Consider the following 21,214-nt stretch of genomic DNA (forward strand, 5'->3'; position numbering starts at 1 on the left):
TCCGGCGCCGTTTCCCGTCCACCGGGGTGGGCACCGGGACCGGCGTCTGACGTCACCCCTGCGACGTCACCTGAGAAAGGACAGTCATGGGCTACGGACTCGGAGTCTTCCTCCTCGTCGTCGGTCTCATCCTCGCGCTCGCCGTGGAGGACGCGATCAGCGGTGTGGACCTCACGATGGTCGGCTGGATCATGGCGATCGGTGGCATCCTCGTGCTCGTGCTGACGGCGGTCACGCTGAACAGCCGGCGCGCCCGCGGCGGCGCGGTGTCGACCACCACGCACGCCGACGGCTCGCAGACCGTGCAGCGCCAGGAGCCGCCCGCCGTCTGACCACGGTGCGCTCCCACGGAGCGCCTGCAGGACCACGCACCACCCGGTCGGCCCCCGCCGACCGGGTGGTCGTCGTTTTGGGCGGCCCTCCGGCGCCGCGCTAGTCTTCTCCGGTTGCCCGAAGGAGGGCGACCGCCGTCTGACGGCCGCGGAACCAGAGTGCCCGGGTGAACAGGCCCCGGCGCGCCGCGCAACGACAAGGCCGCACAGGCCGGAAGGAGCCCGCATGTCGATCGGTACCGACGCGGAGACCAAGAAGCGCATCATCGCCGAGTACGCCACGACCGAGGGCGACACCGGCTCGCCCGAGGTGCAGATCGCGCTGCTCAGCCACCGCATCTCCCACCTGACCGAGCACCTCAAGCAGCACAAGCACGACCACCACAGCCGTCGTGGCCTGCTCCTGCTGGTCGGCCAGCGCCGTCGCCTGCTGAACTACCTGCAGAAGACCGAGATCGACCGCTACCGGTCGATCGTCGAGCGCCTCGGCCTGCGCCGCTGACACGACGTGGAGGGCCCACCCCGGTGGGCCCTTCACGCATTTCGGGGCCGCACGGCCCACGCAACCCCGGCCGATCGGCCGCGCTGCGCTAGATTCACCAACTGAACAACCACACCAGGAGCGACCCGCCGTTTCGGCCCGGTCCTCGGTAGTGGCCCTCAGGACGGACGCCCCTCGCGGGCGCGCCTGCGGGCCTCGATCGAAGACCGGCCTGCCACACCACGCGGGACGCCGCGGGATCGCTCCGCGACAGACAAGGGACACCCTTTGACCGACCCCGTCATCTCCGCCGTCGAGACCGTGCTGGACAACGGCAAGTTCGGCACCCGCACCGTCAAGTTCGAGACCGGCCTGCTGGCCCGTCAGGCCGCCGGCTCCGTCACGGCCTACCTCGACGACGACACGATGCTGCTCTCGGCGACCACCGCCGGCAAGCAGCCCAAGGACCACTTCGACTTCTTCCCCCTGACGATCGACGTCGAGGAGCGGATGTACGCCGCGGGCAAGATCCCCGGCTCGTTCTTCCGCTCCGAGGGGCGCCCGGGCGAGGACGCGATCCTCACCTGCCGCCTGATCGACCGCCCGCTGCGCCCGACCTTCAAGAAGGGCCTGCGCAACGAGGTCCAGGTCGTCATCACCGTCCTCGCGCTGAACCCCGACACGCCGTACGACGTGCTCGCGATCAACGCCGCCTCGATCTCCACCCAGCTCTCCGGCCTGCCGTTCTCCGGCCCGGTCGGCGGCGTCCGCGTCGCCCTCATCGAGGGCCAGTGGGTCGCGTTCCCGACCCACAGCCAGCTCGAGGACGCCGTCTTCGACATGGTGGTCGCGGGTCGTGTCACCGACACCGGTGACGTCGCGATCATGATGGTCGAGGCCGAGGCCACCGAGCAGACCTTCGCCAAGGTCCAGAGCGGCGTCCAGGCCCCGACCGAGGAGGTCGTCGCCGGCGGTCTCGACGCGGCCAAGCCGTTCATCAAGCAGCTGTGCGAGGCGCAGGCCGAGCTGGCCGCCGCCGCCGCGAAGCCGGTCCAGGACTTCCCGGTCTTCCTCGACTTCGAGGACGACGTCTTCGCCGCCGTCGAGTCCGCCGTCAAGGCCGACCTCGCCACCGCGATGAAGATCGCCGACAAGACCGAGCGCAACGACCGCACCGACGAGCTCAAGGACTCGGTGCTGGAGAAGCTCGGCGCCCAGTTCGAGGGTCGCGAGAAGGAGCTCGGCGCGGCGTTCCGCGCGCTGAACAAGCAGCTCGTCCGCGAGAGCATCCTGCGCGACAAGATCCGCATCGACGGTCGCGGCCTGGCCGACATCCGTCCGCTGCACGCCGAGGTCGGCGTGATCCCGCGCGTCCACGGCTCGGCGCTGTTCGAGCGCGGCGAGACCCAGATCCTGGGCGTCACCACCCTCGACATGCTCAAGATGGAGCAGCAGCTCGACACCCTCTCCCCGGAGAAGTCGCGCCGCTACATGCACAAGTACGTCTTCCCGCCGTTCTCCACCGGCGAGACCGGCCGCGTCGGCTCGCCGAAGCGCCGCGAGGTCGGCCACGGCGCGCTCGCGCGCCGCGCGCTGCTGCCGGTGCTGCCGGACCGCGAGGAGTTCCCCTACGCCATCCGCCAGCTCTCCGAGGCCATGGGCTCCAACGGCTCGACCTCGATGGGCTCGGTCTGCGCCTCGACGCTGTCGCTGCTGCAGGCCGGTGTGCCGCTGAAGGCCCCCGTCGCCGGCATCGCGATGGGCCTGGTCTCCGGTGAGATCGACGGCAAGACCGAGTACGTCGCGCTGACCGACATCCTCGGTGCCGAGGACGCCTTCGGCGACATGGACTTCAAGGTCGCCGGCACCCGGGACTTCGTGACCGCGCTCCAGCTCGACACCAAGCTCGACGGCATCCCCGCCGACGTGCTCGGCGCGGCCCTGAAGCAGGCCCGCGACGCCCGCCACACCATCCTCGACGTCATGGCCGAGGCCATCGACGCGCCCGAGGAGATGTCCTCCACCGCGCCGCGGATCATCACCATCAAGATCCCTGTCGACAAGATCGGCGAGGTCATCGGCCCGAAGGGCAAGGTGATCAACCAGATCCAGGACGACACCGGTGCGTCGATCTCGATCGAGGACGACGGCACGATCTACATCGGTGCCACCAACGGCGAGGCCGCCGACGCCGCCCGGTCCGCGGTCAACGCGATCGCGAACCCGACCATGCCCGAGGTCGGCGAGCGCTACCTCGGCACGGTCGTGAAGACGACGAACTTCGGTGCCTTCGTCTCGCTGCTCCCCGGCAAGGACGGCCTGCTGCACATCAGCAAGCTGCGCCCGCTCGCCGGCGGCAAGCGCGTCGAGGCCGTCGAGGACGTCCTCTCGGTCGGCCAGAAGATCCAGGTCGAGATCGGCGAGATCGACGACCGGGGCAAGCTCTCGCTGGTCCCCGTGGTCGAGGAGGCCGAGGGCACCGAGGGTGCCGACGCCGCCGCGGCCGAGGTCACCGAGGAGGCCTGAGCTCCATCGTGGCTCCACGGACCACGACGACCGGCCAGCAGCCCGCTGCTGGCCGGTCGTCCCGTTCTGACGACATGACCGCCCGGACCGAGACCCTGCAGACGGTGCGGGACTCCTCGGGCCAGGTCACCTCCACCATCCGCCGGACGGTCCTGCCCGGCGGCCTGCGGGTCATCTCCGAGGAGATGGCCGGGGTCCGCTCCGCCTCGATCGGCGTGTGGGTCGGCGTCGGCTCGCGCGACGAGTCGGCGACGCTGCACGGCTGCTCCCACTTCCTCGAGCACCTGCTGTTCAAGGGCACCGCGGAGCGCTCGGCGTTCGACATCTCGATCGCGCTGGACGCGGTGGGCGGGGAGGTCAACGCCTTCACCGCCAAGGAGTACACCTGCTTCCACGCCCGGGTCCTCGACGAGGACCTGCCGCTGGCCGTCGACGTGCTCGGCGACATGATGACCGCCTCCGTGCTGGCCGACGACGACGTCGAGGCCGAGCGGGACGTCATCCTCGACGAGATCGCCATGCACGACGACGACCCCGACGACGTGGTGCACAACCTCTTCGCCGAGCAGGCGTGGGGGAGCGACTCGCCCCTCGGCCGGGACATCGCCGGCACGGTCGACTCGATCACCGCGCTGGACGCCGACCAGGTGCGGGCCTTCTACGCCGAGCACTACCGGGCGCCGCGCATGGTGGTCTCGGTCGCCGGTGCGGTCGACCACGACGCGCTGGTCGGGCAGGTGGTCGAGGCCTTCGGGCGCAACGGCTTCCTCGACGGCACCGACGAGCCGGCTGCGCCCCGGGCGGGCGGACCCTGGCTGCCGGTCGCACCCGGCACGGTCGCGACGACCCGCCCCTTCGAGCAGGTCAACGTCGTGCTCGGCATGGAGGGCCTGGCCCGCAACGACGAGCGCCGCTTCGCCATGGGCGTCCTCAACACCGCCCTGGGCGGCGGCACGTCCAGCCGGCTGTTCCAGGAGGTCCGCGAGCGGCGGGGGCTGGCCTACTCGGTCTACTCCTTCGCCAGCACCCACGCCGACTCCGGCCTGGTCGGCGTGGCGGTCGGCTGCCTGCCCGCGAAGTACGACGAGGTGCTGGCCACCGTCCGCGCCGAGCTCGCCCGGGTCGCCGCCGAGGGCATCGACGCCGAGGAGCTCACCCGCGGCAAGGGCCAGCTCCGCGGCGGGCTGGTCCTGGGCCTGGAGGACTCCGCCTCGCGGATGTCGCGCCTGGGCAAGGCCGAGCTGGTCTACGACGAGCTGCTCTCGATCGACGAGGTCATCGCCCGGATCGACGCCGTGACCCTCGAGGAGGTCCGCGCGGTCGCCGCCGAGGTGTTCGCCCGGCCCGAGGTGCTGGCCGTGGTGGGTCCCGCCTAGCGCACCAGCACGACGACGGCGGCGCAGGCCGCCGCCCAGAGGACCGAGGCGAAGGTGCCGATGATGAACCGCTCAGCGGTGCCTTCGCCCTCGGCCTTGAGCTCGGGGTAGCGGCCCAGGCCCTTGAGGGCCAGGACGACCGCCAGGCCCTCCGGCCACGACGCGACGAGCGTGGCGTAGATCGCCGCCCGCTCCAGCACCCCGATCCAGGCGCCGCCCCGCAGGACCCTCCCGGCGCGGTCGAGCGAGGAGCCGGTGTCCTCGCGGTCGACGAGCGCGAAGACCCGGGCGGTCACCGGTCCGCCGCCGGCGACGGCCAGGACCCCGCCGAGAAGGACCAGCAGCGCGGTCAGCGACCGCCCCTCGACCGCCACGTGCGGCGGCACGGCGGCGACCAGCGCCGCGGCGCCGAGCAGGCCGGCCGTCGCCGGCACGAACACCCGTTCCCCGGCGCGGGTCCAGGCCGGGAGCGAGGCCAGCGCGCCGAAGGCGACCAGCACGACCACCAGCTGGCCGAGGTTCTCCTGGCTCACCGGTCGCCACCCCCGGACCGGGCGTCCAGCATCCCGGCGGCGAGGGTCGTGGCGAGCTCCTGTGCCCGGCGGGCCTCGACGATGCCGGCCGCCTGCGCCCGCTGGCTGACCGCGGACTGGCTGATGCCCAGCCGCCGGCCGACCTCCTCGTAGGTGAGCCCCTCGGCGACCAGGTCGGCCACCTCCCACCCCCGGGCGGTGCGGCGGGCCAGGACGGCCGCCCACAGCCACAGCGTGGTCTCCAGGGAGCGCGCGTCGGGGTGCTCGCCGACCACCCGGAGGTTCCAGGGGCTGTTCTTCGCCGCGGTGACGGCGTCCCGCGCGTGGAGGTACGCCGCGCCGCGGCCGGCGCGCGCGCTGGCCGGCAGGGGCTCCTCGACGGGACCGATCCCGATGCCGACGTACCACGCCTCCGCGCGCAGCAGGGCGCCGGCGACCGAGGCGAGCGTGGCGGCGTCGTCGACCACGCCCTGCAGTTCGTCCCCGGCGGTGCGCTCGAACGGGCGCAGCAGGCGGTGGCCGGCGAGAGTGTCCAGGAGGGCGGGGACCCGGTCGGGCCCGCTGCGGCTGCCGCGCTGGTCGACGGTGAGCACGGCGACGAAGGTCGTGCGCGACATCGCCTCGCCTCCTCCGGTCCCGGGTGCGACCTGGTGCCGACCTTACATTAGGGAATTGCCTAATGTCGACCGTTCATCAGGGTGCAGCCTTCACCGGGGGATCAGCGGCGGCCGATGATCCCGATGACGGCCGGCTGCTTCTGCTCGACGACCGAGACGCGGAAGCCGCCCTGCGCCAGCGACGCCGACGCCTTGGCGATCATCTCCTGGACCTGGTCGGGGAACCTCACCTCGAAGAACAGGAAGACCGCCCCGCCGGGCAGGAGCCGCTCGTGCAGCAGCGCGATCTCGTCGGCGCAGTCGCGCACCCAGAACAGGTTGACGTTGAACGCGAAGACCTTGTTCAGCCGCTTGACCGGCACCCGCAGCGTGGCCAGGTCGATCTGGCGCACGGTGAGCCGGCCGGCGTCGACGTGCTTCTGGTTGCGGCGCTTGGTGCGGTCGACACCGGACTCGGAGCGGTCGATGGCGAACATCTTGCCGCTGCCGGACTCCAGCTTGGCGCAGATCGCCTCGACCCCGGCGCCCGGTCCGCACCCGATCTCGAGCACGTGGTCGGAGGGCTGGACGTCCATGAAGTCCACCGCCCAGCGGATACGCGCGGGGATCGCCTGCACAGCCATGAGGCCAACTTTGCCAGAACCGACCGGGCGGTGGGTGCGGCGGTCGCTCCGACTAGCGTGGACGCGTGAGCAAGAACATCAAGGTGGGCGTGCTCGGCGCACGCGGCAAGGTCGGCGCCGAGGTGTGCTGGGCGGTCGAGGCGGCCGACGGGACCGAGCTGGTGGCGCAGGTCGATGCGGGCGACGACGTCGCCGTGCTCCTCGACGCCGGCGCGGAGGTCGTCGTCGACTTCACCCACCCCGACGTGGTGATGGACAACCTGCGCTTCTGCGTGCAGCACGGCATCCACGCCGTCGTGGGCACCACCGGCTTCGACGAGCAGCGCCTCGAGACGCTGCGCGGCTGGCTGGCGGGGTCCCCGGGCGTCGGTGTGCTCGTGGCCCCCAACTTCTCGATCGGCGCGATCCTGATGATGCGGTTCGCCGCCGCGGCCGCGCCGTTCTACGAGTCGGTCGAGATCGTCGAGCTGCACCACCCGGACAAGGCCGACGCGCCCTCCGGCACGGCGCGTCGTACGGCGCAGCTCGTGGCCGCCGCCCGCCGCGACGCCGGCCTCGGCCCGGTGCCCGACGCGACCAGCACCGCGCTCGAGGGCGCCCGCGGCGCCGACGTCGACGGCATCCGCGTGCACGGCCTGCGGATCCGCGGCCTGGTCGCCCACCAGGAGGTCGTCCTCGGCGGGGTGGGGGAGACCCTCACCATCCGGCACGACTCGCTCGACCGCTCCTCCTTCAGTCCCGGCGTGCTCGCCGGCGTCCGCGCCGTGGCCGACCACCCGGGCCTCACCGTCGGTCTCGAGCACTACCTCGACCTGGACTGAGGGACCCGCCTCAGAGCAGGCGGACGAGGGCGGCGACGAGGGCGGAGCCGAAGACGACGAGCAGGAACGGCGCGCGCAGGACCAGCAGCACGACGGCCGCGCCCAGGCCCGCCAGCCGGGCGTCGGCGACGAGCGACCGACCGTCCCCGACGACCTGCACCGCGACGAGTGCCGCGAGCAGCGCGACCGGGATCAGGTCGGCGACCCGCGAGACGGCCGGCCGCTCCAGGACGCGGGCGGGGATCGAGAGCCCGACCAGCTTGAGCAGGTAGCAGCCGACCCCGGCCACCAGCACGGCTCCCCACAGGCTCACCGCGCGCCTCCCGTCCGTGGGCCCAGGGCGCCGACCAGGAGGGCGACCCCGCCGGCGACGAGGACGGGGACGCCGGCCGCGGTCAGCGGGATCGCACCGACGGCCACGGCCGCCGCCGCGACGGCGACGACCCGGTTGCGGGTGGTGTCGAGCCGCGGCCACAGCAGGGCGAGGAACGCCGCTCCCACGGCGGCGTCGAGCCCGTAGTCGCGCGGGTCGCCGACCACGGTGCCGGCGAGCGCGCCGACCAGCGTGGCCAGGTTCCAGAGCACGAAGACCGACCCGCCCGTCACGAGGAAGCCGAGGCGCGCGGCCGGACGGGTCGCGCGGGTCACCGACATCGCGGTCGACTCGTCGATCACCAGGTGCGCCGCGGCCGCCCGGCGCCGGCCGGACCGCCCAGCTGCGGGGCCAGGCGCAGGCCGTAGAGGGTGTTGCGGGTCCCCAGGAGGAGCGCGGTGAGCGCGCCGGAGAGCGGGGCACCGCCGGAGGCCACGACGCCGACGAGCGCGAACTGCGAGGCGCCGGTGAACATCAGCAGCGACAGCACGCACGTCTGCCACACGTCGAGGCCCGCGGCCACCGACACGGCGCCGAACGACGTGCCGTACACGCCGGTCGCGATGCCCACGCCCAGGCCGTCACGGACGATGCGGCGGTGCTCGGAGGGGTCCAGCTGCTCGAGGGGCTCGGGCAGCCCGGGCGGCTCGGGTGGCTCGGGTGGCGGAGCCACGGTCAGGTGAGGCCCGTGTGGAGGCGGACCTGCTTGACCGTCGTGGTGCCCTCGCCGTCGAGGTCCAGCTCGCGGTGCGCGCCGTCGGCCGCCCACCCGGCGGAGGCGAGGAAGCCGCGCAGCGCGTCGTCGGAGGCGACCGCCCACAGCACGGCACGTCCGAACCGGTCGGCGCGCATGGTGTCGACCGCCGCCTGGAGCAGCCGCGACCCGTGGCCCCGGCTCCGCTCGGCGGGGGCGACGGTGAGCTCGGTGAGCTCGGCGTCGGCGACCGGGTCGCAGTCGGGGTCCCCGGCCGGTCCGGTCACCGCGAAGCCCACGACGCGGTTGTGCTCCAGCGCGACCAGCGCCCGGTGGCGGGCGTCCGGCGGGCGGGTCAACGAGGCGTGCCAGGCGGCCGCGGCGTGCTCGACCGCCTCCGGCCCGGTGGGGAACGACGCGGCCGGCAGGACGCCGGCGTACGTCTCGGGCCAGGTGCGCAGCTGCAGCTCGGCGATCGCGGGCGCGTCGTCGGCCCAGGCGATGCGCACGCTCACGTCGGCGGTGGTCATGCCGGGCATCCTCGCAGGCGCACATCTTGTGACACCGTTCGTGCACGCGTGCTGTGAACTGTCACACATCGGTGCTAGCGTGCCGGGATGGACCGCAGCGCGACGGTGGAGCCCCCGGACCCGATGCCGGAGGGGTACCGCCGCACGTTGGTGCGCCAGGTCGCCCAGCACGCGCACTCCGAGATCATCGGCATGCAGCCGGAGGGGGAGTGGATCGCCCGGGCGCCGAGCCTGCGGCGCAAGGCGATCCTGATGGCCAAGGTGCAGGACGAGGCCGGCCACGGGCTCTACCTGTACGCCGCGGCCGAGACGCTCGGCACCCCGCGCGCCGAGCTGCTGGACGCCCTGCACACCGGCCGGCAGAAGTACTCCTCGATCTTCAACTACCCGACGCTCACCTGGGCCGACGTCGGCGCCATCGGCTGGCTGGTCGACGGGGCCGCGATCGTGAACCAGGTGCCGCTGTGCCGGTGCTCCTACGGTCCCTACGCCCGCGCGATGGTCCGGATCTGCAAGGAGGAGTCCTTCCACCAGCGCCAGGGCTTCGAGATCCTCCACACCCTCAGCCACGGGACCGCCGAGCAGAAGGCGATGGCCCAGGACGCCGTCGACCGCTTCTGGTGGCCCTCGCTGATGATGTTCGGCCCGCCCGACGCCGACTCCCCGAACACCGCGCAGTCGATGGAGTGGGGCATCAAGCGGTTCACCAACGACGAGCTGCGCCAGCGCTTCGTCGACATCACGGTCCCCCAGGCCGAGGCGCTCGGGCTGACGCTGCCGGACCCGGAGCTGCGCTGGGACGCCGAGCGGGGCCACTGGGACTTCGGCACGCCGGACTTCTCCGAGCTCGCCGAGGTCGTCGCCGGCCGCGGCCCGTGCAACGCCCAGCGGCTCGCCCACCGCGTGCGCGCGCACGAGGACGGCGCCTGGGTGCGCGAGGCCGCGGCCGCCCACGCCGCGAAGCAGGCCGCCCGCACGGCGCGGACGGAGCCGGCGGCATGACGAGCGACGCGACCGGAGGTCCGGGGGAGTGGCCGCTGTGGGAGGTCTTCGTGCGGGCTCGCCGGGGCATGTCCCACGTCCACGTCGGGTCGCTGCACGCTCCTGACGCCGAGCTGGCCCTGCGCAACGCCCGCGACGTCTACACCCGCCGCCAGGAGGGGGTGTCGCTGTGGGTCGTCCCGTCGACGGCGGTGGTCGCGTCCACCCCGGACCTCCAGGGGGCGTTCTTCGAGCCGGCCGCCGACAAGGACTACCGCCACCCGACGCACTACTCCGTGCCGGACGGGGTGGAGCACCTGTGACCACGCTGCCGCGCCCGCGCGCGACGTCCTCCTTCCTGCTCGGCCTGGCCGACGACGCCCTGGTGACCGCCCAGCGACTCGGCTGGTGGGTCAGCCGCGCGCCGGAGCTCGAGGAGGACGTCGCCCTCGCCAACATCGGGCTCGACCAGCTCGGCCAGGCCCGTGGGCTGCTCACCGTCGTCGCGGACCTCGAGGGTGCCGGCCGCACCGAGGACGACCTGGCCTACCTCCGCGACCCCGAGGAGTTCCGCAACGTCGTGCTCGTCGAGCGGCCGCAGGCCGACTTCGCCGTCTGCGTGGTGCGGATGCTGCTGCTCGCCGCCTGGCAGCACGAGGTGTACGCCGCGCTGGCGGCGCGGGAGGGCCCGGCGCGGGGAGTCGCGGGCAAGGCGGTGAAGGAGGTGGCCTACCACCTCGACCACGGCCGACACTGGGTGCTCCGTCTCGGGGACGGCACCGACCTCTCCCACGACCGTGCCCAGTCCGCGCTCGACGCCGAGTGGCCGCACCTGCCCGAGCTGCTCGCCGCGGACCCGGCAGCCCCGGTCGACCCGGCCGGCCTCCACGAGGCGGTGCTCGGCCACGTGGTGCCCGTGCTGACCGCGGCGACCCTCGTCGTGCCCGAGCTCGGCGCTCCTCCCGCCGACGGCGGAGGCCGCGCCGGGCGGCACACCGCCCACCTGGCCGAGCTGCTCGCCGAGATGCAGCAGGTCGCCCGCGCCCACCCGGGAGCCTCCTGGTGAGCCACACGCTGCTGCCCGCCTGGGACATCGCCGCGGCGGTCCCCGACCCCGAGCTCCCGGTCGTCACCATCGGCGACCTCGGGATCCTGCGCGACGTCACCGAGAACGACACCGGCTGCGTGCACGTGCAGATCACCCCGACCTACTCCGGCTGCCCGGCGGTCGAGACCATCCGCGAGGACCTCGTCGAGCGGCTCAGCTGCGCCGGCTACCGCCGGGTCGACGTCGAGACGGTGCTGTGGCCCTCGTGGACGACCGACTGGATCACCCCACAGGGCCGCGCCCGCCTGGCGGCCTCGGGCATCGCCCCGCCGGCGCCGGTCGCCGCCGGGCCGGTCGACCTCGTGCTCGCCGTCCGCTGTCCCCGCTGCGGCAGCCACGAGACGCGCGAGCTCAGCCGCTTCGGCTCGACCGCGTGCAAGGCACTGCGCGTCTGCCGCACCTGCGCCGAGCCGTTCGACCACGTCAAGCCGATCTGAGGGGTCGCACGTGCCGTTCCACGCGCTCGAGGTCGCCGAGGTCGAGGAGCTGACCGACGAGGCCGTCGCGATCACCTTCCGCGTGCCGCCCGAGCTCGCCACGGCGTACGCCGCGAGACCGGGCCAGCACGTCTCGGTGCGGGCCGGCACCGACGAGACCCGGCGCTCCTACTCGCTGTGCTCGCCGGGCCCGGCCGGCTCCCTCCGGATCGGGGTCAAGCGGCTGCCGGGAGGGGCGTTCAGCGACGGGGTCGTCCCGCGGCTGCGGGCCGGCGACCGGCTGGAGGTGATGACGCCGTCGGGACGCTTCACCCCGACCATCGAGGCCACCGCGCACCGGCGCTACGGAGCGGTCGCCGCCGGATCGGGCATCACGCCGGTCCTGCCGATCGTCGAGGCGCTGCTGGAGGGCGAGCGGCACGCGCGGGTGACGCTGGTCCGCGCCGACCGGACCCTGCGGTCGGTCATGTTCCTCGACGAGGTGCACGACCTCAAGGACCGCTTCCCCGAGCGGCTGCAGCTCGTGCACGTGCTCTCGCGTGAGGAGCAGGACGTCGAGCTGCTGTCGGGCCGGCTGGACGCCGCGCGGATGACCCGGCTGGTCGAGGTGCTCGGACTGCAGGGGACCGACGAGTGGTTCGTCTGCGGGCCGCAGCCCCTGGTGGCCGAGCTGCAGCCGGTGCTGCCCGGCCGGGTGCACACCGAGCTCTTCCACGCCGAGCCCGCGCCGCGGTCCGCCGTGGTCGCGCCGGCCGTGCCCGGCGCCGCGCGGGTCGTCGTGCGCCGCGACGGGCGCAGCACGGCGATCGACCTGCGCCCGGACGGGCCGCCCGTCCTCGAGGCCGCGCTGGGGGCGCGGTCCGACCTGCCCTGGGCCTGTCGCGGCGGGGTGTGCGGCACCTGCCGCGCCCGCCTCGTCGAGGGGAGCGTCGCGATGGACACCGCCTGGGCGCTGGAGCCCGACGAGGTGGCCGCCGGGCACGTGCTGACCTGCCAGGCGCACCCGACCTCCGAGCGAGTGGTGCTCGACTTCGACGGGTGAATGGGGCTGGGTACCGTCGCGGCATGGAGATTCGCAACCTCGGAGCGAGCGGCCTGAAGATATCGGCCATCTCGTACGGAAACTGGCTCACCCACGGATCCCAGGTCGAGGAGGACGCCGCGCTGGCCTGCGTGCGTCAAGCCCTCGACGAGGGGATCACCACCTTCGACACCGCCGACGTGTACGCCAACACCGCGGCCGAGACCGTGCTCGGCAAGGCACTGGCCGGCGAGCGGCGCGAGGGCCTGGAGATCTTCACCAAGGTCTACTGGCCCACCGGCCCGGGCAAGCACAACGACCACGGCCTGTCGCGCAAGCACATCATGGAGTCGATCAACGGCTCACTGCAGCGGCTCGGCACCGACTACGTCGACCTCTACCAGGCGCACCGCTACGACTACGAGACCCCGCTCGAGGAGACGATGGAGGCCTTCGCCGACGTCGTCCACTCGGGCAAGGCGCTCTACATCGGCGTCTCGGAGTGGCGCGCGGAGGAGATCCGCGCCGCCCACGCGCTGGCCCGCGAGCTGCGGATCCCGCTGGTCTCCAGCCAGCCGCAGTACTCCATGCTCTGGCGCGTCATCGAGGCCGAGGTGGTCCCGACGTGCGAGGAGCTGGGGATCGGCCAGATCGTCTGGTCCCCGATCGCCCAGGGCGTGCTGACCGGCAAGTACCAGCCGGGCCAGGCCCCGCCGGAGGGGTCGCGCGCCACCGACAGCAAGGGCGGGGCCGACATGATCGGCCGCTGGATGCAGGACGACGTGCTCACCCGGGTCCAGCAGCTGCGCCCGATCGCCGAGGACGCCGGTCTGTCGATGTCGCAGCTGGCCGTGGCCTGGGTGCTGCAGAACGACAACGTCTCCTCGGCGATCATCGGGGCCAGCCGTCCCGAGCAGGTCACCGAGAACGTCAAGGCCGCCGGGGTCTCCCTCGACGACGCGGTGCTCAAGGCGATCGACGAGGTCCTCGACCCGGTCGTCGAGCGCGACCCCGCCAAGACGCAGTCGCCGGCCAGTCGACCCTCCTGAGGGTCGCTCGCCCGGACGCCCGTCGGGCCGGTCGCGAGACCGGCCCGACGGGCGAGGGTCAGCGGTACTGGTCGGGCAGCTGCTGCCCGATCTTGACCTGGGCCTTGGGCAGCCGCATGAACTTCATCTGCATCGCGCGAGTGACGGCGTAGTACGTCGTGCCCTTGGTGCTCTCCTCGGGGAACCGGCGGGCGAGCTCGCGGCGCAGGCGGAAGCGCAGGAAGACCATGTCGAGCACCACCAGCAGCACGGTGCCGAACAGGATGGTGTTGCCGATCCCGGCCAGCCGGGTGTTCCCGGAGTAGCCGAGCACCATGGTGAGGATCAGCAGCGGGATCATCAGCTCGATGATCGAGAACCGGGTGTCGACGAAGTCGCGCACGAAGCGGCGCACCGGCCCGCGGTCGCGCGGCAGGTAGTAGCGCTCGTCACCGGCCTTCATCGCGGCGCGCACCTTCTGGCTGGACTCCGCACGGGCGCTGCGCTGGGCGCGGGCCATCTCCTTGCGGGTGCGCGGGGTCTTGGCGCGAGCCCGCGCGGCGGCCTCGGCCTCCTTGCGCGAGGGCGTGGGACGGCCCTTGCCGCCGACCTTGGTCGGGACGGGCTCGGGGGAGACGACGGTCTCTGGCTTGCTGCGACGGAACACGGAGGCCTTCTGCGTATGACGGACGGTGCTGGCCAGCCTACCGGCGCCTCGCCGCCGGTTGCCGTCGAGCCGTAGGGTGAGGTCCACACCGCAGGTCGTCTTGGAAGGGCCGTACCCGATGAGCTTGATGAAGCGCCTCAGCATGATCTTCCGCTCGAAGGCCAACAAGGCCCTCGACCGCGCGGAGGACCCGCGCGAGACGCTGGACTACAGCTACCAGCGTCAGCTCGACCTGCTCTCCAAGGTGCGCCGCGGCGTGGCGGACGTGGCGACGAGCCGCAAGCGCGTCGAGCTGCAGGTCAACCAGCTCGAGGCGCAGGCCGCCAAGCTGCAGGCCCAGGCCCAGAAGGCGATCGACATGGGCCGCGAGGACCTCGCCCGCGAGGCGCTGACCCGCAAGTCGGCGCTCTCGGGCCAGATCAACGACCTGCGCACCCAGCAGGCGCAGCTCCAGGGCGAGGAGGAGAAGCTCACCCTCGCCCAGCAGCGGCTGCAGGCCAAGGTGGAGTCCTTCCGCACCCGCAAGGAGACGATCAAGGCGACGTACACCGCCGCCGAGGCCCAGACCCGCATCAACGAGGCGATGTCCGGCATCGGCGACGAGATGGGCGACGTGGGTGCGGCCATCGAGCGTGCCGAGGACAAGACCGCGCAGATGCAGGCCCGCGCCGGCGCCATCGACGAGCTGATCGCCTCCGGCGCGCTGGACGACGCAAGCTCGCTCAACCGCGGCGACGACATCGCCCGCGAGCTCGAGGCGATGAGCTCCCAGTCCGACGTCGAGGCCGAGCTGGCCCGGATGAAGGGCCTCGACGCCCCGGCCGCGCCGGACGCGATCGAGGCCGGCGGCTCTACCAGCGACGACATCCTCGTGGCGGAGCCGGAGAAGGTGGAGCGCCCCCGCGAGGAGGGCTGACCGCCGTCGCCGACCGCGGGTCCGGTCCGCCGGACCCGCTCAGGCTGCTCTTGGGGTGGCACGCGAGACTGGGGCCATGGCCAAGTCGCGGTTCGTGGGTGATCCCGGGCTGACCGCCCGGATGACCCTGGTGATGTTCCTGCTGGGCGGCCTTTTCGTCGCCCTCATCGTGGGGCTGATGTACGCCTTCAGCAGCTCCCCGGGCATCGCCCTGCTCATCGGCGTCGCCGGCCTCGGCATCGCCTGGTACCAGTGGTGGTCCTCCGACTCGGTGGCGATGCGCGCGATGCGTGCTCGCGAGGTGACCCCGGCCGAGGCCCCCGAGCTGCACGGCATGATCGACCGGCTCTGCGCGCTCGCCGACATGCCCAAGCCGCGGGTGGGCATCGCCGACATGGCCATCCCGAACGCCTTCGCCACCGGACGGTCGCCGAACCGCTCCGTCGTCTGCGTCACGACCGGGATCCTGGGCACGCTGACCGCCGAGGAGCTCGAGGGCGTCCTGGCCCACGAGCTGTCCCACGTGGCGCACCGCGACGTCCTCGTGATGACCGTGGCGTCCTCCGCCGGGATCGTCGCCGGCATGCTCACCCAGGGGGCGCAGTACGGCGCGATGTTCGGCGGCAACCGTCGCGACAACAACAACGGCCTGCCGGTCTGGCTGCTCGTGCTGGTGATCAGCATGGTCACCTACGCCATCAGCTTCCTGCTGCTCAAGGTGCTCTCCCGCTACCGCGAGCTGTCGGCCGACCGGGCCGGCGCCTACCTCACCATGAAGCCGCACGCCCTCGCCTCGGCGCTGCAGAAGATCACCGGCGAGATGAACACCATCCCGCAGCGCGACCTGCGCGCCTCCCAGTCGATGAACGCCTTCTTCATCGCCCCCGCGGTCAAGGGCATCTCCCTGCGCACGCTCACCTCGACCCACCCCTCGCTCGAGCAGCGGCTCGAGCAGCTGGCCGAGATCCAGTCCGAGCTCGGCCGGCCGGGCGCCTGATGGGCTTCCTCGACTCGATCCTCGGGCGGTCGAAGCCGAAGCAGGCGAACCTCGACGCCCTGTTCATGGTGCCCAGCGCCGCGATCACCCTGCAGACGACCCTCGGCCTGGTGCCGACCGGCGACGGCTCGGTCTGCTACCGAGCCGCGGCCGGTGCCGGCTTCAGCCAGACCCAGGGCGACGTGCTCGCGCTGCTGCGCGACGCCGCGGACGCGCCCGCGGTCGAGGTCACCAGCGACTCCTTCGGCTTCACCTGGCTGCAGGTCCACCGGGACGCGTCGGAGACGAGCGGGCTGTGCACCGACCTGCACGCGGTCAACACGGGCCTGGAGGCCGAGGGCTTCGGGCCCGCGCTGCTGTGCTCGCTGGTCCCCTTCGCCGACGCGAGCGGTCGCCGGGTGGGCCTGGTCTACCTCTACAAGCAGGGCACCTTCTACCCGTTCGCGCCCCAGCCGGGTCGCGCGCAGCAGCGCGACAACCTGCTGGAGATCCAGGTCCGTGACGTGCTGGCGGCCGAGCTGCCGGTGGAGCGGGACATGTCGCGGTGGCTGGCCATCTGGGGCGCGCCCGGCCTCTGACCGACGTGACGTCCACGACGTCGCGGGCGCGTCACCCGGGGGCGCCTCGGTCGTTCACCAGGGAGCGGCCGGGTCCGGGAGCAGCGCCGTACGATCTCACCCACCCCCCGAGCCTGTAGGAGCCGCGCGTGTCCGTCACGCACGAGACCGACGATGTCCGCGTCGCCCAGATCGGCGAGTACCAGATCATCACGCGGCCACCCCGCAAGGACCTGGTCGCACTCGTCGAGATCGCGGCGCAGGTCGCCCGCGTGCCGCTGGCGACCATCAACCTGATCACCGACACCCACCAGCACCAGATCGCCACGTCGGGCTTCGACGCCTCGGTCTGCGCCCGCGAGGACTCGATGTGCAACCTGGTGCTGCACGACCCCGAGCCGGTGGTGGTCGAGGACGCCAGCCTGGACCCGCGGTTCGCCGACAACCCCTTCGTCACCGGGCAGATCGGCGACGTCCGCTTCTACGCCACCCACCAGCTGCGCACGCCCAAGGGCGTCGTCATCGGCACGCTGTGCGTCTTCGACACCGAGCCCCGGACGATCACCGCCGAGCAGGAGCAGGCGCTGCGTGCCCTCGCCGACCGGGTCGTGGACCTGCTCGAGCTCGAGCTGCGCACCCGCGAGCTGAGTGCGTCGGTCGGCCGCCTCGAGGAGGTCCAGGCCGAGCTCAAGCGGTCCAACGAGCAGCTCGCGGCGTTCGCCGGCCAGGTCAGCCACGACCTGCGCAACCCGCTGACCGCGGTGTCGATGGCGCTGCGGATGCTCTCCGACGAGCTCGCGGAGCGCGACGTGCAGCGCGAGTCCGGCCTCCAGTACCTCCTGGCCCGGGCCATCAGCGGTTCGAGCCGGATGCAGTCGCTCATCGACGACCTCCTGGCCTTCGCGCGCCTCGGCGGTGAGCTGCAGCGCCGTCCGGTCGACCTCGCGGTCGTCATGCGCGAGGTGACCGAGGACCTGAGCGCCGCGCTCGAGGGCGCGACCCTCGAGGTCGAGGACCTGCCGGTCGTCACCGGCGACGCGGTGCAGCTGCGCGCGGTGCTGCAGAACCTGGTGGCCAACGCCGCGAAGTTCACGCGGCCGGGGGAGAAGGCCCACGTGTCGGTCTGCTCGCACCGCCGGGGGGACTCGTGGCGGATCGAGGTGGTCGACCGCGGCATCGGCGTGCCCGCCGGTCAGCGCCTGCGGGTCTTCCAGCCGCTGGCCCGGGTCGACGACTCCGTCGAGGGCTCCGGGATCGGGCTGACCACCTGCCGGCGCATCGTCGAGGCGCACGGCGGCCGGATCGGGCTCGAGGAGTCGCCGTACGGCGGCACCACGGCGTGGTTCGAGCTGCCCGCCTGATCAGTCCTTCTGGGTGCGTCCGGGGAGCGCGAGCATCCGCTCGAGGGCGACCAGCGCCCACTTCTCGGTCTCGGGGTCGACGGTGATCTGGTTGACGACGTTGCCGGCGACCAGGTTCTCCAGCGCCCACACGAAGTGCGGCAGGTCGATCCGGTTCATCGTCGAGCAGTAGCAGACCGTCTTGTCGAGGAAGACGATGTTCTTGTCCGGGTGGGCCTCGGCGAGCCGCTTGACCAGGTTCAGCTCCGTGCCGATGGCCCAGCTCGAGCCGGACGGAGCGGCCTCGATCGTCTTGATGATGAACTCCGTGGACCCGACGAGGTCGGCCTTGAGCACCACCTCGTGCTGGCACTCGGGGTGCACCAGGATGTTGACGTCCGGGATGGTCGCCCGCAGCTCGTCGACGACGGCGGGGGAGAAGCGGCCGTGCACCGAGCAGTGGCCCTTCCACAGGATCATCCGCGCGTCGCGCAGCTGCTCGGCGGTGAGGCCGCCGTTCGGGCGCAGCGGGTTCCACACCACGCAGTCCTCGAGGGTCAGGCCCATCTTCTGCACGGCGGTGTTGCGACCCAGGTGCTGGTCGGGCAGGAACAGGATCTTGGCGTCCGACTTCTGCTCGAAGGCCCACTCCAGCGCCACCTCGGCGTTGCTGGAGGTGCACACGACGCCGCCGTTGCGGCCGCAGAAGGCCTTGATGTCGGCACTGGAGTTCATGTACGTCACCGGGACGACCGAGTCGACGACGCCGGCGTCGGCGAGGGCGTCCCAGGCGTCCTCGACCTGGGCGAGCCGCGCCATGTCGGCCATCGAGCAGCCGGCCGCGAGGTCGGGCAGGACGACCTTCTGGTCGGGTCCGGTGAGGATGTCGGCCGACTCGGCCATGAAGTGCACGCCGCAGAAGACGATGTACTCCGCCTCCGGACGCGCCGCGGCGTCCCGGGCCAGCTTGAAGGAGTCGCCGGTGACGTCGGCGAAGGCGATGACCTCGTCACGCTGGTAGTGGTGGCCCAGCACGAACACCCTGTCGCCCAGGGCCTCCTTGGCCGCCCGGGCCCGCGCCACCAGGTCGGGGTCGGAGGGGGCGGGCAGGTCGCCCGGGCAGTCCACGCCGCGCTCCGAGACGCGGTCGGTGCCACGACCGAGCGGGAGCAGGGGGAGGTCGACGGTCGTCATGGTGGGGATCCTATTCGCGGGGCCTCCGCTGCGCTCACAGAAGCGCGCCCGAGTGGACGTACGGCGCCGGCGGCCGCATCCCGCGCAGCCCCAGGTAGCCGTCCTGGTGGAGCTCCAGGCCTGCGGCGAACCCGACATCGAGCGCCCACTGGTTGACGCCGGTGACGTGTGCGACGCCGACCGGGCCCGGTACCTCCGCGAGCGCGGCCCAGAGCAGGCGGCTCGCCGTGCGGCGGTCGGAGGCGGCGAGGAGGGCCGGGCCGCGCTCGTCGAGGTAGGCGTAGCCGCGCCCGGTCGAGGTGTCGGAGACCAGCAGCCTCCAGGTGCGCAGCATCAGCTCGTGGTCCGGTCCGTGGCCGGCCCCGCGGGCCAGCCGGTCGAGGGAGTCCATCAGGTCGACGTCGCCGGCGGAGCCGTCGCGCACCTTGTCCACGACGGGGACCGCACTGCGGTCGACGGTGCCGGAGAGCCGCATCTGCGGGTGCAGCTCGAAGCCGGCGCGGTGGTAGAGCCGCACCGCCCGGGCGTCCACCGAGGAGGACAGCATGCCGCGCAGGCAGGCCCGCCCGTGGTCGAGCGCCGCGGCGAGGAGCGGGCGGCCGATGCCCCGGCCCTGGTGGCCCGGCAGCACGGCGTACGTCGCCAGGCACCACAGCGTCTCGCGCCGCAACGACGTGGCGATGCCGACCACGCCGGAGGCGTCCTCGGCGACCCAGCACCCGCCGGGGTCGGTGCGCACCAGGTGGCGCGTGCGCTCGATCCAGGTCGCCCGGTGGGCGGCGGTGCGGCGCGCGGGCTCCGGACCGCTCACGCGACGCACGCGCGTGTCGAGCTCGAAGAAGCCCTCGTCGCTCACCCGCTCCGCGCCCTCGACGTCGTCCGCGGTCATCGGCCGGATGATCAGGTCGCCCACGCAGCGACCCTAGGCGCGGCCCGGGGGCGCGTCGGACAGGGTCGTGTCGGACAGGATGGCCGCATGCGCATCCTGGTGGCCCCGGACAAGTTCGCGGGCACGCTCACCGCCGTCGAGGCGGCCGACTCGATCGCGGCCGGTTGGCGGCGGCAGGCACCGCTCGACGAGCTCGACCTGTGCCCGATGGCCGACGGCGGACCCGGGTTCGTGGACGTGCTGCACGCCGCCCTCGGCGGCGACCTGCTCGCGGCCACGGTGCGCGGGCCGCTCGGCGAGCCCGTCCCCGCGACGCTGCTGATGGCCGGTGCCACGGCGTACGTCGAGAGCGCGCAGGCGTGCGGGCTGCACCTCACGGGCGGGGAGCGGGCCGAGGAGGCGTCGACGTACGGCGTGGGCGAGCTCGTCGCCGCGGCCGTGGCCGCCGGTGCGGAGGAGGTCGTCGTCGGCCTCGGCGGCAGCGGGACCAACGACGGGGGAGCCGGGCTGCTCGCCGCGCTCGGGGCGTCTGCGGACCGCCCCCTGGACGCCGGGGCGGCCGGTCTGGCCGGGATCACCGGCGTCGCGCTGCCCGACCTTCCGGTGCGGCTGGTGGCCGCCACGGACGTCGACAGCCCGCTGACCGGGCTGTTCGGCGCGACCAAGACCTTCGGACCCCAGAAGGGCATCCCCGAGGAGCGGCTGCCCGCCCTCGACGGGGTGCTCGAGGAGCTGGCCGTCGCCGTCGACCGACGCACGTCGCTGGAGAAGGGCGCGGGGGCCGCCGGCGGCCTCGGCTTCGCCCTCCTCGCCCTGGGAGCCCGGCGGGCTCCGGGCATCGAGCTGGTCGCGGACGCCGTCGGGCTGGCCCGGCGCGCGCGGGCGGCCGACCTCGTGGTGACCGGGGAGGGGGCGTTCGACTTCTCCAGCCGCTCGGGCAAGGTGCCGTACGGCGTCGCCGCGACCGCCGGCGAGGCGCTGCGCCCGTGCGTGGCCCTGGCCGGCCAGGTGCTCGTCGGGGCGCGCGAGATGCGCGCGCTCGGCGTGGAGTCGGCGTACTCGCTGGTGGACCTGGTGGGCGAGCAGCGGGCCTTCGCCGACCCCGCCGGCTCGCTCGCCGACCTCGCCGCCCGGGTCGCCCGGACGTGGTCCAGGGAATAACCGTCCGTGTGC

At 73.1% G+C, this 21,214-nt stretch carries 26 protein-coding genes; 16 read left to right on the forward strand and 10 right to left on the reverse strand.

The window, feature by feature from the left end; genetic code table 11:
- The first annotated feature begins 86 nt into the window (after positions 1-86).
- From AB0N29_RS03785 to AB0N29_RS03800, 4 genes are all read left to right on the forward strand, one after another.
- A complete protein-coding gene (locus AB0N29_RS03785) occupies positions 87-332 on the forward strand; it encodes a DUF6458 family protein (RefSeq protein WP_302270636.1) in 246 nt (81 codons plus the stop codon).
- 226 nt (positions 333-558) lie between these two features.
- Positions 559-834, forward strand: a complete 276-nt coding sequence (gene rpsO, locus AB0N29_RS03790) for a 30S ribosomal protein S15 (protein ID WP_166189906.1) — start codon at positions 559-561, stop codon at positions 832-834.
- Between the two features lie 267 nt (positions 835-1,101).
- Positions 1,102-3,339: a polyribonucleotide nucleotidyltransferase gene (locus AB0N29_RS03795; protein WP_364864220.1), complete on the forward strand. Its 2,238-nt coding sequence runs from the start codon at positions 1,102-1,104 to the stop codon at positions 3,337-3,339.
- Between the two features lie 74 nt (positions 3,340-3,413).
- A complete protein-coding gene (locus AB0N29_RS03800) occupies positions 3,414-4,715 on the forward strand; it encodes a pitrilysin family protein (RefSeq protein WP_364864223.1) in 1,302 nt (433 codons plus the stop codon).
- On the opposite strand, the gene AB0N29_RS03805 is transcribed toward AB0N29_RS03800, so the two are convergent.
- The 3 genes from AB0N29_RS03805 to AB0N29_RS03815 all read right to left on the reverse strand — a co-directional run bounded on the left by AB0N29_RS03805 (position 4,712) and on the right by AB0N29_RS03815 (position 6,488).
- Positions 4,712-5,248, reverse strand: coding sequence for a hypothetical protein (locus AB0N29_RS03805; RefSeq protein WP_364864225.1), 537 nt, complete (start codon positions 5,246-5,248; stop codon positions 4,712-4,714). The two genes, AB0N29_RS03800 and AB0N29_RS03805, sit on opposite strands and share 4 nt — an antisense overlap.
- A complete protein-coding gene (locus AB0N29_RS03810; RefSeq protein ID WP_364864227.1) occupies positions 5,245-5,865 on the reverse strand; it encodes a sigma factor-like helix-turn-helix DNA-binding protein in 621 nt (206 codons plus the stop codon). Before AB0N29_RS03810 ends, AB0N29_RS03805 begins: the two co-directional genes overlap by 4 nt.
- Positions 5,866-5,966: 101 nt before the next feature.
- Complete coding sequence (locus AB0N29_RS03815; RefSeq protein ID WP_364864229.1) at positions 5,967-6,488, reverse strand: class I SAM-dependent methyltransferase; 522 nt, start codon at positions 6,486-6,488, stop codon at positions 5,967-5,969.
- Positions 6,489-6,553: 65 nt separating this feature from the next.
- On the opposite strand from AB0N29_RS03815, the gene dapB reads away from it, so the two are divergent.
- Positions 6,554-7,309 carry a 4-hydroxy-tetrahydrodipicolinate reductase gene (dapB, locus tag AB0N29_RS03820; protein ID WP_364864231.1) on the forward strand — a complete coding sequence of 252 codons (756 nt, stop codon included), beginning with the start codon at positions 6,554-6,556 and terminating at the stop codon, positions 7,307-7,309.
- 10 nt (positions 7,310-7,319) lie between these two features.
- Here dapB and AB0N29_RS03825 read toward each other — a convergent pair whose 3' ends face one another.
- From AB0N29_RS03825 to AB0N29_RS03840, 4 genes are read right to left on the reverse strand one after another with little or no spacing between them, the layout of a single operon-like run.
- Positions 7,320-7,622, reverse strand: a complete 303-nt coding sequence (locus AB0N29_RS03825; protein ID WP_364864233.1) for an AzlD domain-containing protein — start codon at positions 7,620-7,622, stop codon at positions 7,320-7,322.
- Positions 7,619-7,984: a hypothetical protein gene (locus AB0N29_RS03830; protein WP_364864235.1), complete on the reverse strand. Its 366-nt coding sequence runs from the start codon at positions 7,982-7,984 to the stop codon at positions 7,619-7,621. The genes AB0N29_RS03825 and AB0N29_RS03830 overlap by 4 nt, the downstream gene beginning before the upstream one ends.
- On the reverse strand, positions 7,981-8,355 hold the full coding sequence (locus AB0N29_RS03835) for an AzlC family ABC transporter permease (protein ID WP_364864237.1): 375 nt from the start codon (positions 8,353-8,355) through the stop codon (positions 7,981-7,983). The genes AB0N29_RS03830 and AB0N29_RS03835 overlap by 4 nt, the downstream gene beginning before the upstream one ends.
- 2 nt (positions 8,356-8,357) lie before the next feature.
- Positions 8,358-8,906 (reverse strand): GNAT family N-acetyltransferase, encoded by a 549-nt coding sequence (locus AB0N29_RS03840; protein ID WP_364864239.1) that lies wholly within the window; start codon positions 8,904-8,906, stop codon positions 8,358-8,360.
- Positions 8,907-8,993: 87 nt separating this feature from the next.
- Between AB0N29_RS03840 and paaA the strand changes: the two genes are divergently transcribed.
- The 6 genes from paaA to AB0N29_RS03870 are packed head-to-tail and all read left to right on the forward strand — an operon-like array spanning position 8,994 to position 13,502.
- Positions 8,994-9,908 (forward strand): 1,2-phenylacetyl-CoA epoxidase subunit PaaA, encoded by a 915-nt coding sequence (gene paaA / locus AB0N29_RS03845; protein ID WP_364864242.1) that lies wholly within the window; start codon positions 8,994-8,996, stop codon positions 9,906-9,908.
- Positions 9,905-10,210, forward strand: a complete 306-nt coding sequence (paaB, locus tag AB0N29_RS03850) for a 1,2-phenylacetyl-CoA epoxidase subunit PaaB (protein WP_302270650.1) — start codon at positions 9,905-9,907, stop codon at positions 10,208-10,210. The genes paaA and paaB overlap by 4 nt, the downstream gene beginning before the upstream one ends.
- Positions 10,207-10,953, forward strand: coding sequence for a 1,2-phenylacetyl-CoA epoxidase subunit PaaC (paaC, locus tag AB0N29_RS03855; protein ID WP_364864246.1), 747 nt, complete (start codon positions 10,207-10,209; stop codon positions 10,951-10,953). Before paaB ends, paaC begins: the two co-directional genes overlap by 4 nt.
- Positions 10,950-11,432, forward strand: coding sequence for a 1,2-phenylacetyl-CoA epoxidase subunit PaaD (gene paaD / locus AB0N29_RS03860; RefSeq protein ID WP_302270652.1), 483 nt, complete (start codon positions 10,950-10,952; stop codon positions 11,430-11,432). The genes paaC and paaD overlap by 4 nt, the downstream gene beginning before the upstream one ends.
- 10 nt (positions 11,433-11,442) lie before the next feature.
- The gene (locus tag AB0N29_RS03865) at positions 11,443-12,474 is read left to right on the forward strand and encodes a 2Fe-2S iron-sulfur cluster-binding protein (protein ID WP_364864249.1); all 1,032 of its coding nucleotides are present in this window, start codon (positions 11,443-11,445) and stop codon (positions 12,472-12,474) included.
- 23 nt (positions 12,475-12,497) lie between these two features.
- The gene (locus AB0N29_RS03870; protein WP_302270654.1) at positions 12,498-13,502 is read left to right on the forward strand and encodes an aldo/keto reductase family protein; all 1,005 of its coding nucleotides are present in this window, start codon (positions 12,498-12,500) and stop codon (positions 13,500-13,502) included.
- A 58-nt stretch (positions 13,503-13,560) separates the two neighbouring features.
- Here the strand turns inward: AB0N29_RS03870 and AB0N29_RS03875 are convergent, their stop codons facing one another.
- Entirely contained in the window at positions 13,561-14,148 is a 588-nt protein-coding gene (locus AB0N29_RS03875) for a DUF3043 domain-containing protein (protein ID WP_302270655.1), read from the reverse strand.
- 118 nt (positions 14,149-14,266) lie between these two features.
- On the opposite strand from AB0N29_RS03875, the gene AB0N29_RS03880 reads away from it, so the two are divergent.
- The 4 genes from AB0N29_RS03880 to AB0N29_RS03895 all read left to right on the forward strand — a co-directional run bounded on the left by AB0N29_RS03880 (position 14,267) and on the right by AB0N29_RS03895 (position 17,979).
- Positions 14,267-15,064, forward strand: coding sequence for a PspA/IM30 family protein (locus AB0N29_RS03880; RefSeq protein WP_302270656.1), 798 nt, complete (start codon positions 14,267-14,269; stop codon positions 15,062-15,064).
- A 76-nt stretch (positions 15,065-15,140) separates the two neighbouring features.
- A complete protein-coding gene (htpX, locus tag AB0N29_RS03885; protein ID WP_302270658.1) occupies positions 15,141-16,061 on the forward strand; it encodes a zinc metalloprotease HtpX in 921 nt (306 codons plus the stop codon).
- Positions 16,061-16,639 carry a hypothetical protein gene (locus AB0N29_RS03890; protein WP_302270659.1) on the forward strand — a complete coding sequence of 193 codons (579 nt, stop codon included), beginning with the start codon at positions 16,061-16,063 and terminating at the stop codon, positions 16,637-16,639. The genes htpX and AB0N29_RS03890 overlap by 1 nt, the downstream gene beginning before the upstream one ends.
- Before the next feature lie 128 nt (positions 16,640-16,767).
- Positions 16,768-17,979: a GAF domain-containing sensor histidine kinase gene (locus AB0N29_RS03895; protein WP_364864255.1), complete on the forward strand. Its 1,212-nt coding sequence runs from the start codon at positions 16,768-16,770 to the stop codon at positions 17,977-17,979.
- Here the strand turns inward: AB0N29_RS03895 and nadA are convergent, their stop codons facing one another.
- Together nadA and AB0N29_RS03905 are read right to left on the reverse strand one after the other, a co-directional pair.
- Positions 17,980-19,152, reverse strand: coding sequence for a quinolinate synthase NadA (nadA, locus tag AB0N29_RS03900; protein ID WP_364864257.1), 1,173 nt, complete (start codon positions 19,150-19,152; stop codon positions 17,980-17,982). It lies immediately after the preceding gene.
- Positions 19,153-19,186: 34 nt separating this feature from the next.
- Positions 19,187-20,065: a GNAT family N-acetyltransferase gene (locus AB0N29_RS03905; RefSeq protein WP_364864260.1), complete on the reverse strand. Its 879-nt coding sequence runs from the start codon at positions 20,063-20,065 to the stop codon at positions 19,187-19,189.
- A 63-nt stretch (positions 20,066-20,128) separates the two neighbouring features.
- Here AB0N29_RS03905 and AB0N29_RS03910 point away from each other — a divergent pair, with 63 nt between their 5' ends.
- On the forward strand, positions 20,129-21,202 hold the full coding sequence (locus AB0N29_RS03910; RefSeq protein WP_302270663.1) for a glycerate kinase: 1,074 nt from the start codon (positions 20,129-20,131) through the stop codon (positions 21,200-21,202).
- The last annotated feature ends 12 nt before the right edge of the window (positions 21,203-21,214 follow it).

The organism is Nocardioides sp. NPDC092400, assembly GCF_040684155.1.
In the GTDB taxonomy this organism is placed as follows: domain Bacteria; phylum Actinomycetota; class Actinomycetes; order Propionibacteriales; family Nocardioidaceae; genus Nocardioides.

Bases quoted from the DNA above. Each gene is read 5' to 3' on its own strand.
- AB0N29_RS03785 (WP_302270636.1), top strand. From the start codon at position 87: ATGGGCTACGGACTCGGAGTCTTCCTCCTCGTCGTCGGTCTCATCCTC.
- rpsO (WP_166189906.1), top strand. From the start codon at position 559: ATGTCGATCGGTACCGACGCGGAGACCAAGAAGCGCATCATCGCCGAG.
- AB0N29_RS03800 (WP_364864223.1), top strand. From the start codon at position 3,414: ATGACCGCCCGGACCGAGACCCTGCAGACGGTGCGGGACTCCTCGGGC.
- AB0N29_RS03810 (WP_364864227.1), bottom strand. From the start codon at position 5,865: ATGTCGCGCACGACCTTCGTCGCCGTGCTCACCGTCGACCAGCGCGGC.
- AB0N29_RS03815 (WP_364864229.1), bottom strand. From the start codon at position 6,488: ATGGCTGTGCAGGCGATCCCCGCGCGTATCCGCTGGGCGGTGGACTTC.
- AB0N29_RS03840 (WP_364864239.1), bottom strand. From the start codon at position 8,906: ATGACCACCGCCGACGTGAGCGTGCGCATCGCCTGGGCCGACGACGCG.
- paaA (WP_364864242.1), top strand. From the start codon at position 8,994: ATGGACCGCAGCGCGACGGTGGAGCCCCCGGACCCGATGCCGGAGGGG.
- paaB (WP_302270650.1), top strand. From the start codon at position 9,905: ATGACGAGCGACGCGACCGGAGGTCCGGGGGAGTGGCCGCTGTGGGAG.
- AB0N29_RS03870 (WP_302270654.1), top strand. From the start codon at position 12,498: ATGGAGATTCGCAACCTCGGAGCGAGCGGCCTGAAGATATCGGCCATC.
- AB0N29_RS03880 (WP_302270656.1), top strand. From the start codon at position 14,267: ATGAGCTTGATGAAGCGCCTCAGCATGATCTTCCGCTCGAAGGCCAAC.
- htpX (WP_302270658.1), top strand. From the start codon at position 15,141: ATGGCCAAGTCGCGGTTCGTGGGTGATCCCGGGCTGACCGCCCGGATG.
- AB0N29_RS03890 (WP_302270659.1), top strand. From the start codon at position 16,061: ATGGGCTTCCTCGACTCGATCCTCGGGCGGTCGAAGCCGAAGCAGGCG.
- nadA (WP_364864257.1), bottom strand. From the start codon at position 19,152: ATGACGACCGTCGACCTCCCCCTGCTCCCGCTCGGTCGTGGCACCGAC.
- AB0N29_RS03910 (WP_302270663.1), top strand. From the start codon at position 20,129: ATGCGCATCCTGGTGGCCCCGGACAAGTTCGCGGGCACGCTCACCGCC.